Origin of the sequence: Pseudomonas sp. PDM32 (genome assembly GCF_019219225.1) — a bacterium.
In the GTDB taxonomy this organism is placed as follows: Bacteria; Pseudomonadota; Gammaproteobacteria; order Pseudomonadales; family Pseudomonadaceae; genus Aquipseudomonas; species Aquipseudomonas laurylsulfatiphila.
In genome coordinates, this window is the sequence record NZ_JAHUWE010000001.1 from 297,108 (window position 1) to 310,132 (window position 13,025).

General features: G+C 61.0%; 13 protein-coding genes. 11 read left to right on the plus strand and 2 right to left on the minus strand.

What is annotated here, in order from left to right:
• Positions 1-431: 431 nt before the first annotated feature.
• The 7 genes from KW846_RS01395 (at position 432) to rsd (ending at position 6,888) form a co-directional block, all read left to right on the plus strand.
• Positions 432-1,178, plus strand: coding sequence for a LytTR family DNA-binding domain-containing protein (locus KW846_RS01395; RefSeq protein WP_007978827.1), 747 nt, complete (start codon positions 432-434; stop codon positions 1,176-1,178).
• A 138-nt stretch (positions 1,179-1,316) separates the two neighbouring features.
• A complete protein-coding gene (hemC, locus tag KW846_RS01400) occupies positions 1,317-2,258 on the plus strand; it encodes a hydroxymethylbilane synthase (RefSeq protein ID WP_218481090.1) in 942 nt (313 codons plus the stop codon).
• A complete protein-coding gene (locus KW846_RS01405) occupies positions 2,255-3,022 on the plus strand; it encodes a uroporphyrinogen-III synthase (protein ID WP_218481091.1) in 768 nt (255 codons plus the stop codon). The genes hemC and KW846_RS01405 overlap by 4 nt, the downstream gene beginning before the upstream one ends.
• A gap of 16 nt (positions 3,023-3,038) precedes the next feature.
• Positions 3,039-4,202, plus strand: coding sequence for a uroporphyrinogen-III C-methyltransferase (locus KW846_RS01410; RefSeq protein WP_218481092.1), 1,164 nt, complete (start codon positions 3,039-3,041; stop codon positions 4,200-4,202).
• Entirely contained in the window at positions 4,199-5,437 is a 1,239-nt protein-coding gene (locus tag KW846_RS01415; protein ID WP_218481093.1) for a heme biosynthesis protein HemY, read from the plus strand. The genes KW846_RS01410 and KW846_RS01415 overlap by 4 nt, the downstream gene beginning before the upstream one ends.
• A gap of 263 nt (positions 5,438-5,700) precedes the next feature.
• Positions 5,701-6,252: a disulfide bond formation protein B gene (locus KW846_RS01420; protein WP_218481094.1), complete on the plus strand. Its 552-nt coding sequence runs from the start codon at positions 5,701-5,703 to the stop codon at positions 6,250-6,252.
• A gap of 177 nt (positions 6,253-6,429) precedes the next feature.
• Positions 6,430-6,888: a sigma D regulator gene (rsd, locus tag KW846_RS01425; protein WP_218481095.1), complete on the plus strand. Its 459-nt coding sequence runs from the start codon at positions 6,430-6,432 to the stop codon at positions 6,886-6,888.
• A 60-nt stretch (positions 6,889-6,948) separates the two neighbouring features.
• On the opposite strand, the gene KW846_RS01430 is transcribed toward rsd, so the two are convergent.
• On the minus strand, positions 6,949-7,614 hold the full coding sequence (locus KW846_RS01430; RefSeq protein WP_218481096.1) for an FKBP-type peptidyl-prolyl cis-trans isomerase: 666 nt from the start codon (positions 7,612-7,614) through the stop codon (positions 6,949-6,951).
• 192 nt (positions 7,615-7,806) lie between these two features.
• Here KW846_RS01430 and KW846_RS01435 point away from each other — a divergent pair, with 192 nt between their 5' ends.
• Complete coding sequence (locus KW846_RS01435) at positions 7,807-8,991, plus strand: AlgP family protein (protein WP_218481097.1); 1,185 nt, start codon at positions 7,807-7,809, stop codon at positions 8,989-8,991.
• On the opposite strand, the gene KW846_RS01440 is transcribed toward KW846_RS01435, so the two are convergent.
• Positions 8,988-9,452 carry a TIGR02444 family protein gene (locus KW846_RS01440; RefSeq protein WP_218481098.1) on the minus strand — a complete coding sequence of 155 codons (465 nt, stop codon included), beginning with the start codon at positions 9,450-9,452 and terminating at the stop codon, positions 8,988-8,990. The genes KW846_RS01435 and KW846_RS01440 overlap by 4 nt on opposite strands.
• A gap of 50 nt (positions 9,453-9,502) precedes the next feature.
• Between KW846_RS01440 and KW846_RS01445 the strand changes: the two genes are divergently transcribed.
• The 3 genes from KW846_RS01445 (at position 9,503) to rhtB (ending at position 12,864) form a co-directional block, all read left to right on the plus strand.
• A complete protein-coding gene (locus KW846_RS01445; protein WP_218481099.1) occupies positions 9,503-11,413 on the plus strand; it encodes an ATP-binding cassette domain-containing protein in 1,911 nt (636 codons plus the stop codon).
• Positions 11,413-11,994: a mechanosensitive ion channel family protein gene (locus KW846_RS01450; RefSeq protein ID WP_218481100.1), complete on the plus strand. Its 582-nt coding sequence runs from the start codon at positions 11,413-11,415 to the stop codon at positions 11,992-11,994. The genes KW846_RS01445 and KW846_RS01450 overlap by 1 nt, the downstream gene beginning before the upstream one ends.
• 237 nt (positions 11,995-12,231) lie before the next feature.
• Complete coding sequence (rhtB, locus tag KW846_RS01455) at positions 12,232-12,864, plus strand: homoserine/homoserine lactone efflux protein (RefSeq protein WP_007998964.1); 633 nt, start codon at positions 12,232-12,234, stop codon at positions 12,862-12,864.
• Positions 12,865-13,025: the final 161 nt, after the last annotated feature.

A 13,025-nucleotide genomic window follows, 5' to 3' on the forward strand; every position in this document is an offset into this window, starting at 1 on the left:
TACGTTTTTTGTGTAGGAGCGAGCTTGCTCGCGATGGGCGTTAACGATAGCGCGTACTTCCTGGATAAACGCGTCGACGCAGGTTCATCGCGAGCAAGCTCGCTCCTGCATTAGCGCAACGATATTTTTCAATTGAGCAATAACGTCCCGGCAACCGTCTACAGTTGGACAGTAGGATCAGCGCACTTCTCGGTGCAGCCGCTGACCAGAAGAAGAGGGGGGGTGTTCATATTGCATATCAGCAAACCCTGTGGCGATGTGTCGCCAATGCGGGCCTGGGCCGCCAATCGCCCGGCAGATGAAAATTTAGCCGCCGGACCAGCGGCACTTTTTGACGCTCGGGCTAGTCTTAGCGTGGATCGCGGTGACGGACGTCACTTCACCTGTCTACGCTATCCTTGTGCGAGACTCACGCAGGAATCCAGCGCAATATGAATGTCCTGATCGTTGATGACGAACCCTTGGCCCGCGAGCGCCTGTGCCGAATGGTTGGCGAACTCGAGGGATACAGTGTCCTGGAGCCTAGTGCCACGAATGGCGAAGAGGCGTTGGCACTGATCGACAGCCACAAACCGGATATCGTGCTGCTTGATATCCGCATGCCCGGCCTCGATGGCCTGCAAGTGGCTGCACGGTTATGCGAACGCGAAACTCCGCCCGCCGTGGTGTTCTGCGCCGGGCCCGATGAATTTGCCGTGGAAGCCTTACAGGCCAGCGCCGTAGGCTATCTGGTGAAACCTGTGAGAACTGAACAGTTACATGACGCATTAAAGAGAGCCGAGCGCCCAAATCGTGCCCAGCTCGCCGCCCTGACCCGTCCTGCTGCCGAAAGCGGCAGCGGACCGCGCAGCCATATCAGCGCCCGAACCCGTAAAGGAATCGAGCTGATTCCGCTGGATCAGGTGGTGTACTTCATTGCCGACCACAAATACGTAACCTTGCGTCACGAAAACGGTGAAGTACTGCTCGATGAGCCACTCAAGGCCCTCGAGGACGAATTCGGTGACCGTTTCGTACGTATCCATCGCAACGCACTGGTCGCCCGTGAGCGTATCGAGCGACTGCAACGCACACCCCTGGGACATTTCCAGCTGTTCCTCAAAGGCCTCAATGGTGATGCGCTGATCGTCAGCCGGCGCCATGTGGCTGGCGTGCGCAAGATGATGCAACAGCTCTAAACAGCTGTGCGCAGGCGAATTTCACACCCGATTGCCGGACATCCGGGGCCAGGGAGGCCGAGTAGTATCTGATACAAGTCAAAGTGGATTTGGCTGAGCTGTTATTATCCGCCGTATCTATTCAGTACGGATTGATCCATGTCCTCTCGCCAGATCCGCATCGCCACCCGCAAAAGCGCACTCGCCCTGTGGCAGGCCGAATACGTCAAAGCCCGCCTTGAAGCGGCTCATCCGGGCCTGCTGGTGACCCTCGTTCCCATGGTCAGCCGTGGTGACAAGCTGCTTGACTCACCGCTGTCGAAGATCGGCGGCAAGGGCCTGTTCGTCAAGGAGCTCGAAACCGCGCTGTTGGACAATGAAGCCGACATCGCCGTGCACTCCATGAAGGACGTGCCGATGGACTTCCCTGAAGGTCTTGGCCTGTACTGCATTTGCGAACGGGAAGACCCGCGCGACGCCTTCGTTTCCAACACCTTCACCAGCCTGGACGAGTTGCCTCAGGGCAGCATCGTCGGCACCTCCAGCCTGCGCCGCCAGGCGCAATTGCTGACCCGTCGCCCTGATCTGGAAATCCGTTTCCTGCGCGGCAACGTCAACACGCGCCTGGCCAAGCTCGATGTCGGTGAATACGACGCCATCATCCTTGCCGCTGCCGGCTTGATCCGGCTGGGCTTTGAAGATCGCATCACTTCGGCCATCAGTGTCGACGACAGTCTTCCGGCCGGTGGCCAGGGCGCGGTGGGTATCGAATGCCGAAGCGCCGACAGTGAGATCCATGCGCTGCTGGCGCCCCTGCATCACCAGGACACCGCCACCCGCGTGACCGCCGAACGAGCCCTCAACAAGCACCTCAATGGCGGTTGCCAGGTACCGATTGCCTGCTACGCCGTGCTGGAGGGTGAACAGCTCTGGTTGCGCGGACTGGTGGGTGATCCAGCCGGAGGCCTGCTGCTCAACGCACAAGCCCGTGCCCCTCGCGGCGATGCCGAGGCGCTGGGTGTGCGTGTCGCTGAAGACCTTTTAAGCCAGGGTGCCGACGCCATTCTCAAAGCGGTCTATGGCGAGGCAGGTCACGAGTGATCGGCTGGCGCTTGCTGCTGACGCGTCCCGCCGATGAGGCGGCGGCGCTGGGCAGCTTTTTGGCCGAGCAGGGGATTTTCAGCAGCAGTCTGCCGCTTTTGGACATCGTGCCGATTGCGGCGACTGACACAATGCGCCAGGTGATTCAGACGCTGGAAAAGTTCTGCGCAGTCATCGTGGTCAGCAAGCCGGCCGCCCGGATCGGCGTCGAACTGCTCGAGCGGTTTCGGCCCGCGCCGCCCGCTGTGAAGTGGTTCAGCGTTGGTGCGGCGACAGCGCAGATCCTCCAGTCTCACGGATTGGATGTGAGCTTCCCGGCAGAAGGTGATGACAGTGAAGCCTTGCTCGAACTTTCCCGCCTGCGCGAGGCTATCGCACCATCCGATGCGCGGGTGCTGATCCTGCGCGGGGAGGGTGGGCGCGAATTGCTGGCTGAGCGTTTGCGTGAGCTTGGTGCTAGTGTCGAGTATCTGGAGCTGTACCGCCGGGCAATGCCGATTTACCCGCCGCAAGTGCTGCCGCAACGGATCCAGGCGGAACGCCTGAACGGGCTGGTGGTCAGCAGTGGACAAGGTTTTGAGCACCTGCATCAATTGGCCGGTGATGCCTGGCCGCAGTTGGCGCGGTTGCCGTTGTTTGTACCAAGCCCCAGGGTTGCCGAGCTGGCGCGTGCCGCCGGGGCCAAAACAGTTGTGGATTGTCGCGGCGCGAGTGCCGCGGCCTTGCTGACGGCGTTACGGGAGCAACCCGTACCCGTTTTCTGATGCAAAGGATGGATACGTGAGCGAAACAGCCTTGCCTAAAGATGACTCGCGACCGGTGCTTGATGCACCTGTTGATGCTCCTCTAGAAGAAATGCCGCCGCCGTCACCAGCTGCCGAGCAGCGTAGAGGCAATGGTCTGGCAATCCTCGCACTGTTGCTGGGCGCGGCCGGTGTCGCGGTGGGCGGCTGGGGTGTCTGGCAGGTGCGTCACCTGCAGGCCAACAATCAGCAGCAACTGAGTCAGGTGCAGGCGCTGAATGACCAGGCGCAGAACCTTAAGCTCAATGAGGAACGCCTGAGCGCACGCCTGGCACAATTGCCTCCTGCCGATGAGCTGGAAGCACGCAGTCGCCTGGTGATCCAGCTGCAAGGTGATCAGCAGCGTTTGAATCAGCGTCTGGAAACCGTACTCGGCGCCAGCCGCAAGGACTGGCGTCTGGCCGAGGCCGAGCACTTGCTGCGTCTGGCCAGTTTGCGACTGTCTGCCTTGCAGGACATCAGCAGCGCCCAGGCACTGGTCCAGGGTGCCGACGAGATACTGCGCGAGCAGAACGATCCGGGCGCCTTTGCCGCGCGCGAGCAGGTGGCCAAGACCCTGATTGCCTTGCGCAGTACCGAACAACCGGACCGCACCGGGCTGTTTCTGCGTCTGGGCGCACTGCGCGATCAAGTGGCCAGCCTCACCGAGCTGGCACCGGAGTACAAGGACCGTGGCGATTCGCTGCTGGGCCTGACTGCCGATGGCGACGGTGCCAGTCGCTGGGCGCAATGGTGGGATCAGATTTCGCGCTACATCCGTATCGATTTCAATGCCGATAAAAACGTTCGCCCATTGCTGGCCGGCCAGAGCCTGAGTCAGGTACGCCTGGCCCTGAGCCTGGCGCTGGAGCAGGCACAGTGGGCCGCACTCAATGGTCAGGCTGCGGTGTACTCCCAAGTGCTGGACGAAGCGCGGGACATCCTCAAGGGCAACTTCAACCCGGACAACTCTCAAAGCAAAGTCATGCTTGAGCAGGTAGCCGAGCTGAGCAGGCAACCTGTCACCGTAGTTACCCCAGACATGACCGGCACCCTGAGCGCGGTGCAGGGGTACCTGGAACGGCGCAACGTCAATGCCGAAGATTCGGTCAAGCCAATGGCCAGGCCTGCCGCGAACACCGCGCCGGAGGCCACGCCATGAAGCGCCTCTATGTGATCGTGTTTCTCGTGATCGCCGCTGCCGCTGCGCTGGGGCTGGCGATTGCCGAACATTCCGGTTACGTGCTGATTGCCTACAAGACCTTCCGCTATGAGTCGAGCCTGTGGGCTACTTTGGCACTGGTGGCTGTGCTGTGGTTGGTGATCTGGGGTATCAAGGCGCTGGTCGAGCTGGTGATGGCTTCCAGTGGGGTAGTCAACCCGTGGTCCCGGCGTAACCGCAGCCGTCGGGTGCAGGTGGCGATTGAGCACGGTCAACTGGACCTGGCCGAGGGGCGCTGGGCTAGCGCGCAACGTCACTTGCATCGTGCTGCCGAGGCCGAGCGCCAGCCGTTGCTTTACTACCTCGGTGCGGCCCGTGCCGCAAACGAACAAGGCAATTACGAAGAAAGCGACAACTTGCTGGAGCGCGCCCTGGAGCGTCAGCCTCAGGCCGAGTTGGCGATCGCCTTGAACCACGCCCAGTTGCAGACCGATCGCGGTGATACCGACGGCGCCCTCGCCACCCTGCAAGCCATGCGCGAGCGCCATCCTCATAATGCACAGACCTTGCGTCAGTTGCAGCGCCTGCTTCAACAACGTGGTGACTGGTCGGCAGTGATTCGCCTGCTGCCGGAGCTGCGCAAGGACAAGGTTCTGCCAGCGGCCGAACTCACCGAACTGGAGCGTCGGGCCTGGGGAGCGAACCTGTCTCTGGCGGCGCAACGGGAAGAAGACGGAGCGGTAGGGCAACAAGCGCTCGAACGTGCCTGGCAGCAACTGACCTCGGCGCAACGCCAGGAGCCGCAGCTGGTGCTGGCCTATGCCGAGCAACTACGGCAATTGGGGGCTCAGGTCGAAGCCGAGGACGTCCTGCGTACCGCGCTCAAGCGTAGCTACGACAGTCATCTGGCTCGTCTCTACGGGCTGGTGCGCGGCAATGATCCGGCCCGCCAGTTGCAGGCTGCTGAAGGCTGGCTCAAGGACCATCCGACAGATCCTGGCCTGCTGCTGACACTGGGTCGTCTGTGCCTGCAAAACAGTTTGTGGGGCAAGGCTCGGGACTATCTGGAAAGCAGCCTGCGTGTACAACGCAATCCGGAAGCCTGTGCGGAGCTGGCGCGGCTGTTGGCGCAAATGGGCGATACCGAGCGCAGCAACCAGCTGTTTCAGGAAGGCCTGGGATTGCTGGATGAACGCTTGCTAGCGGCCCCTCTGCCAGTGGCAGTCCGCGCTTGACCCATTCGCTGGCGCCAGGCTCCGGCGTCTGTGTGATGGACTGCGGCGAGGCAGCAATCGCCCTCGTCGCAGTGAGATGATTCGCTGAAACTCGGTTACCCATTCTCGTCGCAGGCAAAGTCCTACAGAGGACTACTTTTTATCCTCTCGTCTGCGTCGGGATTTCCCTACACTTCTGCTGAAGTCTCCGTGGGCGCCTGCCTTGAAAGGCCGCCGGGCTTTCCTCTACCGTAACGGCCTGTCACTACTTTTACGGATAAGCCATGTCTTTGGCCTGCTCACGCTCCTTGTTTTTCATGGCTTTCATTGCGGGTGCCCTGGCGTTGGGCGTTTCCTACTACCTGGAATATGCAGTTGGCCTGCGGCCTTGCGGCTTGTGTCTGGTGCAGCGGTTTTGTCTGGCGCTGCTGACCGGTGTCTGCCTGATGGCTTCGGTCCATGGTCCAGGTCGAATCGGAACCGTTCTGTATTGGCTGCTCAGTCTTGGTTGCAGCCTGGCCGGCACTGTCACGGCGTGGCGACAGGTTCTGCTGCAAAGCCTTCCGATGGAACACGCAGCGGCGTGCTCGACCCATCTGGCGGATCTGTTCGCCGGTTCTGCGCTGCTCTCCGTCCCGCAGCAAGTGTTCAAGGGCGCTGTCGATTGTGTGGAAATTTCCTGGACGCTGTTCGACCTGAGTCTCACGGAGTGGAGCCTGCTTTTCTTCGTCGCGATGATGATTCTGGCCGTTTACCAGTCGTTGCGACTGGTCTGGATCAGCTATCAGCGACCGCTCAGCGACGAGTCGTCGCACCGGGCCTTTGTCGGCGATTAAACACTTGTATGAACTTTATCGCCTGCGTACCTTGAAGCCAGTGTCGTGCGGGCATAATCTGGCCCGCACGTGTCATTGGAATTATGTTGCTCGATGACGCTCTGCCTGACCGCCCACCGATGTTACAAGAGGCGTGCGGGCATAGAGCAGCTGACCCACAAGGGAAGAGAGATCACCATGCTCGAAAGTTGTCAGAATGCTCAGGAACGCTGGGGTGGAGTGCACCTGCTGATCGATCGCTGGTTGCAGGAACGACACGAACTGATCGGGGCCTATGACGCTCTTGGCGCAAAGCCTGAGGCGTTGAGTGAGAACCGCAAGCCTTTGCAGGAGTTCTGCGGCGTACTGGTCGATTATGTATCGGCCGGGCACTTCGAGATCTACGAGCAACTGACGGGGGAGGCCAAGGCCTTCAACGACAAGCGTGGCCTGGAGCTCGCCGAGACGATCTACCCGCGTATCGACGTCATCACCGAAAAGCTGCTCGCGTTCAATGACCTGTGTGATGCAGGAAAGTGTGTCGCCGAAGAGTTCAAAACACTCGGCGGACTGTTGCATGAACGCTTCGAGCTGGAAGACTGCCTGATCGAAGTGCTGCACACGGCCCACAAGGAAGCCGATTCGGTTCAGGCCTGAAGCGCTTTCTGCAAGACCCCGAAACGGCGTGCCAAGGCACGCCGTTTTTCGTTTGTGTCGTCAGCCGGTGGCACCGCGCAATTCGATTTCAAACACCAGTGGTGTGAACGGTGCGATCACGTCACCGGCCCCCTCGGCGCCATAGGCCTGGGCCGAGGGAATCACCAGTCGCCATTTCGCCCCGACCGGCATGCTTTGCAATGCGCTGCGCCATCCGGCGATCACGCTGTCGAGACTGAACCATTGAGGCTGACTGTTCTGATCGAACACCGTGCCGTCGGGCAAGCGACCGATGTACAGCACCTGCACCTTGCCGTTGGGTCCTGCCTTGGCGCCAGCGCCCTGTGTCAACTCGGTCAGCAGCACGCCGTCAGCCAGTTCGCGCACGCCGGGTCTGGCTTTCTCGGCGGCGAGAAAACGCTGTTCCTTTTCCAGTGCCAATTCACTTTGCGGCTCGGCTGACTGCATGGCAATCCGCGCTTCATGCTCGTTCAATATCTGCTGGATCTGCTCGTCTTTCAGTGCCAACGGCTTGCCCTGATAAGCTTGTTGCAATCCCTCGACCAGTGCCTGGAGTTGCAGGTCGGGAGCCTCCTGGCGCAAGCGTTCGCCAAGGCTCGCACCCAGGCTGTAAGCGAGATCGTGGGCTTCATTTTCCGGTGTTTTTTCGGCGGCATGGGCCACCGAAAAAAACACGCACAGCGATAAAAAAAGGCAGCGCGACATGGGCACTCTCCGACCTGAATTGCGGGCGATTATGCCAGCGAGAATGCGCGCAACGGTGAACTGCTTTCGCGTCGACGCAGAAGTTTTTCAGTCCTTTGCAACACAACGCTTTCGATAGTGTCAACATGCCCTAGCGGCGGTTGCTGCAGAGGTCTAGTATGAGCCGCACTCACTTCAGCCAGGAGGTAAACCATGTCGGCCACCAAGAAGCCAGTAAGCACTCCATTGCACCTGCTCCAACAACTCTCGGGCAGCCTGCTCGAGCATCTGGAAACCGCTTGTTCCGAAGCCTTGGCTGATGCTGAAAAACTGCTCGCCAAACTGGAAAAGCAGCGCGGAAAAGCGCAAGAAAAACTGCACAAGTCCCGCACCAAATTGCAGGACGCTGCGGCGGCCGGAAAAGCCAAGGCGCAAGCCAAGGCCAAGGGCGCAGTGACCGATCTTGAGGAGCTGCTCGATGCCCTCAAGGATCGTCAATCGGAAACCCGCGGCTACATTCTGCAACTCAAGCGCGATGCCCAGGAAAGCCTGAAACTGGCCCAGGGTGTCGGTCGTGTACAAGAGGCTGTCGGCAAGGTGTTGTCCCTGCGCGCGGCCAAGCCTGCTGCGGCACCTGCGAAGAAAGCCGCTGCCAAACCGGCTGCTGCAAAAGCACCGGCCAAGCCTGCTGCTGCAAAACCGGCCGCTGCCAAACCAGTAGCTAAAACCGCCGCAGCCAAACCTGCTGCAAAACCTGCAGCGAGAAAACCGGCCGCTGCCAGCGCCGCAAAACCGGCTGCTAAAACCACGGCTGCCAAACCTGCCGCTGCACGTCCTGCTGCTGCAAAAACCGCTGCTGCCAAACCAGCCGTGGCTAAAACCGCCGCTGCTAAACCAGCTGCAAAAACCGCTGCAAAACCAGCTGCAAAACCGGCCGCTAAACCAGCTGCCCGCACCGCTGCTGCGAAACCAGCTGCGAAACCTGCTGCCAAGCCAGCTGCAAAACCTGTCGCTGCAAAACCGGCCGCTAAACCAGCAGCCAAGCCAGCGGCAAAACCTGCTGTAAGAGCGGCTGCCAAACCTGCTGCTAAACCAGCCGCAAAACCAGCTGCAGCTAAACCAGCAGCCAAGCCCGCCGCAGCCAAGCCAGTTGCCGCCAAACCGGCTGCTGCAAAACCTGCTGCAAAACCCGCAGCCAAACCTGCAGTGAAGAAGCCGGTTGCCGCCAAGCCAGCCGCCGCACCGGTTGCCAAGCCAGCCACCGCACCAGTTGCCAAGCCAGCCAACCCGGCTCCGGTAGCAACGTCTACTTTGGCAGCAGCCACCTCGACAGCCACGCCAGCGCCAACGCCGGCCGCCGCATCGATCGCAGCAACCACCCCAACCAGCGCTTCCTAAGTGCCGGTTACCGCGACGCGCAGCTGATGCAGCGCGTCGCGGTGCAGGTGGGCGGCCTCGGCCGCCGCACCTTCCAGCCAGGCCGCCAGATCGGCCTCGGCATTTTGCGGCCAACTCTGCGCCGCACTCTCCAGCCGCAACAACAGATGCCGTTCGGCTTCCAGCTCCAGTGCCTTCACTTGTTCGCGCAGGGTATGCAACCCGGCGTCTTGCGTGGCCGCGGCTTTCCATTGCGTGCGCAAGGCGCGTAACGGCTGCACGACATCGGTGTCCCACGAGGTGGCCACACTGCGCAGTAGCTGCAAACGCTGCTCATCGCAGGCCACGCCTCGTTGTCCCAACCACGCACTACACAGCAGCAGACACACATTGACTCCCGCCGACTGCAATTGCAGGCATGCCTGCTCAACACCGGGACGGGCGTAAGTGCTCAGGGAAAAGCTCCACAGGTCAGAGGACATAGTGCTACTCGCGCCAGTTGCGAGCGAAGCTGGTAGACTCCGCCGCCATTATGATTCGACTTCAGAACCTGACTTTACAGCGTGGCCCGCAACGTCTGCTAGAAGACGCCGAGCTGACCCTGCACGCCGGCCAGAAAGCCGGCCTCATTGGTGCCAATGGCGCCGGCAAATCGAGCCTGTTCGCCCTGCTTCGGGGCGAGCTGCACCCGGACTCGGGTGATTGCTTCCTGCCGGCCGACTGGCGTATCGCCCACATGCGCCAGGAGGTCGACACCCTCGAACGCCTCGCGGTCGACTACGTGCTCGATGGCGACCTGCGCCTGCGCCAGGTGCAACGCGACCTGGCGGCAGCCGAAGCGGCCCATGACGGTGCCGCACAGGCCCGCCTGCATTCGGAACTCGACAGCGCCGACGGTTACACCGCCGACGCCCGGGCGCGCAAGTTGCTGGCCGGTCTTGGGTTCACCAACGAGCAGATGGATCGTCAGGTCGGGGATTTCTCCGGTGGCTGGCGGATGCGTCTGAACCTGGCGCAGGCTTTGATGTGCCCGTCGGACCTGCTGCTGCTCGACGAACCGACCAACCACCTGGACCTCGACGCCATCATCTGGCTTGAGGATTGGCTCAAGAGTTATCCGGGCACCCTGATGCTGATCTCCCACGATCGGGACTTCCTCGATGCGGTGGTCGACCACGTGGCCCACGTCGATCAGCGCAAGATCACCCTGTACCGCGGTGGCTACAGCGCCTTTGAACGCGCCCGTGCCGAACGCCTGGCCCAGCAACAGCAAGCCTACGAGAAGCAGCAGGCGCAACGTGCGCACATGGAAAGCTACATCGCCCGCTTCAAGGCCCAAGCCACCAAGGCCCGTCAGGCCCAGAGCCGGATCAAGGCCCTGGAGCGGATGGAAGAGCTGACCGCTGCCCACGTCGATTCGCCGTTCGACTTTGTCTTCCGCGAATCGCAGAAAATTTCCAGCCCGCTGATCGACCTGTCCGATGCCCGCCTGGGTTACGGTGACAAAGCCGTGCTGGAGAAGGTCAAGCTGCAACTGACCCCGGGTGCGCGAATCGGCCTGCTCGGCCCTAACGGTGCCGGTAAATCTACCCTGATCAAGAACCTCGCCGGTGAACTCTCGCCATTGGCCGGTCGCCTGACCCGTGGCGAGAATACCGTGGTCGGTTACTTCGCCCAGCATCAGCTCGACTCTCTGGACTCCAAAGCCAGCCCGTTGCTGCACTTGCAGCGCCTGGCACCGACCGAGCGCGAACAGACCCTGCGCGACTTCCTCGGCGGTTTCGACTTCCGTGGCGCGCGGATCGACGAGCCGGTGCTGAATTTTTCCGGTGGTGAAAAGGCGCGCCTGGCCCTGGCATTGATTGCCTGGGACCGGCCGAACCTGTTGCTGCTCGACGAACCGACCAACCACCTGGACCTGGAAATGCGCCTGGCGCTGACCATGGCCCTGCAGGAGTTCAGTGGTGCGGTACTGGTGGTCTCTCACGATCGTCATTTGCTAAAAAGCACCACCGACAACTTCTATCTGGTGGCAGATGGCAAGGTCGAAGAGTTCGATGGCGACCTGGAGGACTACACCCGCTGGCTGGTGGAGTATCGCCAGCGCAATGCCCCGGTCAGCAGCACCCCGGTCAATCCGGACAAGACCGACAAGAAAGCCCAGCGTCAGGCTGCAGCGGCGTTGCGTCAGCAACTGGCCCCACACAAGCGCGAGGCTGACAAGCTCGAAGCCGAACTGGGCAAGCTCCATGAAAAACTGGCGAAGGTCGATACCAGCCTTGGCGACAGCGACATCTACGAGCCGGCGCGCAAGAACGAATTGCGTGACCTGCTGGCCGAGCAGGCCAAACTGAAAGTGCGTGAAGCAGAGCTGGAAGAAGCGTGGATGGAAGCCCTGGAATTGCTGGAAAGCATGCAGGCGGAGTTGGAGGCGCTGTCCTGATGGACGCCTTCAAGCTGCCGTTGCCGGCGGTGTGGGTCGAGCCGATCTGGCTCGGCGTGCAAATCCTGCTGATCCTGCTCGCCGGCTACTTCACCCAGCGCTTCGTCGCCAAAGGCCTGACCCGTCTCGGTGAGCGTTACCCGTTTCCGCCGCAATTGATGATGCCGCTGCGGGGCGGCTTGCGCTGGCTGATCATGGGCAGCGCGCTGATTTTCGTCCTCGAGCGACTCGGTGTATCGGCCACGGTCCTCTGGACCGCGTTGTCCGGTTTCGTCGCCGTCGCGGCGGTGGCGTTTTTTGCCATGTGGAGCGTGCTCTCGAACCTGCTGTGCGCGATCCTGATCTTTACCGTCGGCCCGTTCCGCATAGGTGACGTGGTCGAGTTGGTGGACACCACCGACAAGCCCGGCGTCAAAGGCCGGGTGGTGGCGATCAATCTTCTTTACACCACCTTGATAGAGGCTGAAGAAGCCGGCACCGGCAGCGCCATGGTGCAGGTGCCCAACAGTTTGTTCTTCCAGCGTTCGGTTCGGCGTTGGCGGGGGACTGATATGTTCCCTTCGAGCGGGTTTGAAAAGTAGTCCTTCTGTTGCCTGACAGATTGCTTTCGCGAGCAGGCTCGCTCCCACAGTAGATCTTCAGCGAACACAAATCTTGTGGGCACCTGAGAGCCATTGTGGGAGCGGGCTTGCTCGCGAAAGGGCCCTCAAGCACTGAACGCTGGTCGGCCGTCGCCATGTCCTACAAAAAATCGGTAGTCATCCAATCAAAGCCGCATTAGCTTAGACATCTGTCACGAGTCCGAGTCGAGGTGTGCAATGGAGCTTCAAACATGGCTGGCGTTTTTTGCCGCCTGCTGGGTGATCAGCCTGTCCCCCGGTGCCGGCGCCATTGCGTCGATGTCCAGCGGCCTGCAATACGGTTTCTGGCGCGGCTACTGGAACGCCTTGGGCCTGCAACTGGGCCTGGCTTTGCAGATCGCCATCGTCGGTGCCGGTGTCGGCGCCATTCTCACCGCGTCGGCCACGGCTTTCTACGCCATCAAATGGTTTGGCGTGGCGTACCTGGTCTACCTCGCGATCAAGCAATGGCGTGCGCTGCCCAGCGATATGAGCGATGACGCGGCGGTGCGCCAGATCGGCAAGCCGATGGCCCTGGTGTTCCGTGGTTTTCTGGTGAACATCAGCAACCCCAAGGCGCTGGTGTTCATGCTGGCGGTGCTGCCGCAGTTCATCGACCCCCATGCTCCGCTGCTGATCCAGTACCTGGTGATCGGCGTAACCATGGTTTGCGTCGACCTGATCGTCATGGCTGGCTACACCGGTCTGGCGTCCAAAGTGCTGCGTCTGCTGCGCACACCGAAACAGCAAAAACGCATGAACCGGACCTTTGCCGGGTTGTTCATCGGCGCGGCGGCGTTTATGGCGACGTTGCGCAGGGCCGCCGTGTAAAACGGCGACTGACAAAAAAAGGCGGCCCTGGTGGTCGCCTTTTTCGTTTGCGGAGCCGTTCCCGAAACCGATGCAATTACGAAGAAGTATCAACAAAGCTTGAGCGAAACCCGTTGGGCGATAACAATATGTAACTTCGTTTTTCAAATTGAGATTCATTC

Bases quoted from the DNA above. Each gene is read 5' to 3' on its own strand.
- KW846_RS01395 (WP_007978827.1), top strand. From the start codon at position 432: ATGAATGTCCTGATCGTTGATGACGAACCCTTGGCCCGCGAGCGCCTG.
- hemC (WP_218481090.1), top strand. From the start codon at position 1,317: ATGTCCTCTCGCCAGATCCGCATCGCCACCCGCAAAAGCGCACTCGCC.
- KW846_RS01415 (WP_218481093.1), top strand. From the start codon at position 4,199: ATGAAGCGCCTCTATGTGATCGTGTTTCTCGTGATCGCCGCTGCCGCT.
- KW846_RS01420 (WP_218481094.1), top strand. From the start codon at position 5,701: ATGTCTTTGGCCTGCTCACGCTCCTTGTTTTTCATGGCTTTCATTGCG.
- rsd (WP_218481095.1), top strand. From the start codon at position 6,430: ATGCTCGAAAGTTGTCAGAATGCTCAGGAACGCTGGGGTGGAGTGCAC.
- KW846_RS01430 (WP_218481096.1), bottom strand. From the start codon at position 7,614: ATGTCGCGCTGCCTTTTTTTATCGCTGTGCGTGTTTTTTTCGGTGGCC.
- KW846_RS01435 (WP_218481097.1), top strand. From the start codon at position 7,807: ATGTCGGCCACCAAGAAGCCAGTAAGCACTCCATTGCACCTGCTCCAA.
- KW846_RS01440 (WP_218481098.1), bottom strand. From the start codon at position 9,452: ATGTCCTCTGACCTGTGGAGCTTTTCCCTGAGCACTTACGCCCGTCCC.
- KW846_RS01445 (WP_218481099.1), top strand. From the start codon at position 9,503: ATGATTCGACTTCAGAACCTGACTTTACAGCGTGGCCCGCAACGTCTG.
- KW846_RS01450 (WP_218481100.1), top strand. From the start codon at position 11,413: ATGGACGCCTTCAAGCTGCCGTTGCCGGCGGTGTGGGTCGAGCCGATC.
- rhtB (WP_007998964.1), top strand. From the start codon at position 12,232: ATGGAGCTTCAAACATGGCTGGCGTTTTTTGCCGCCTGCTGGGTGATC.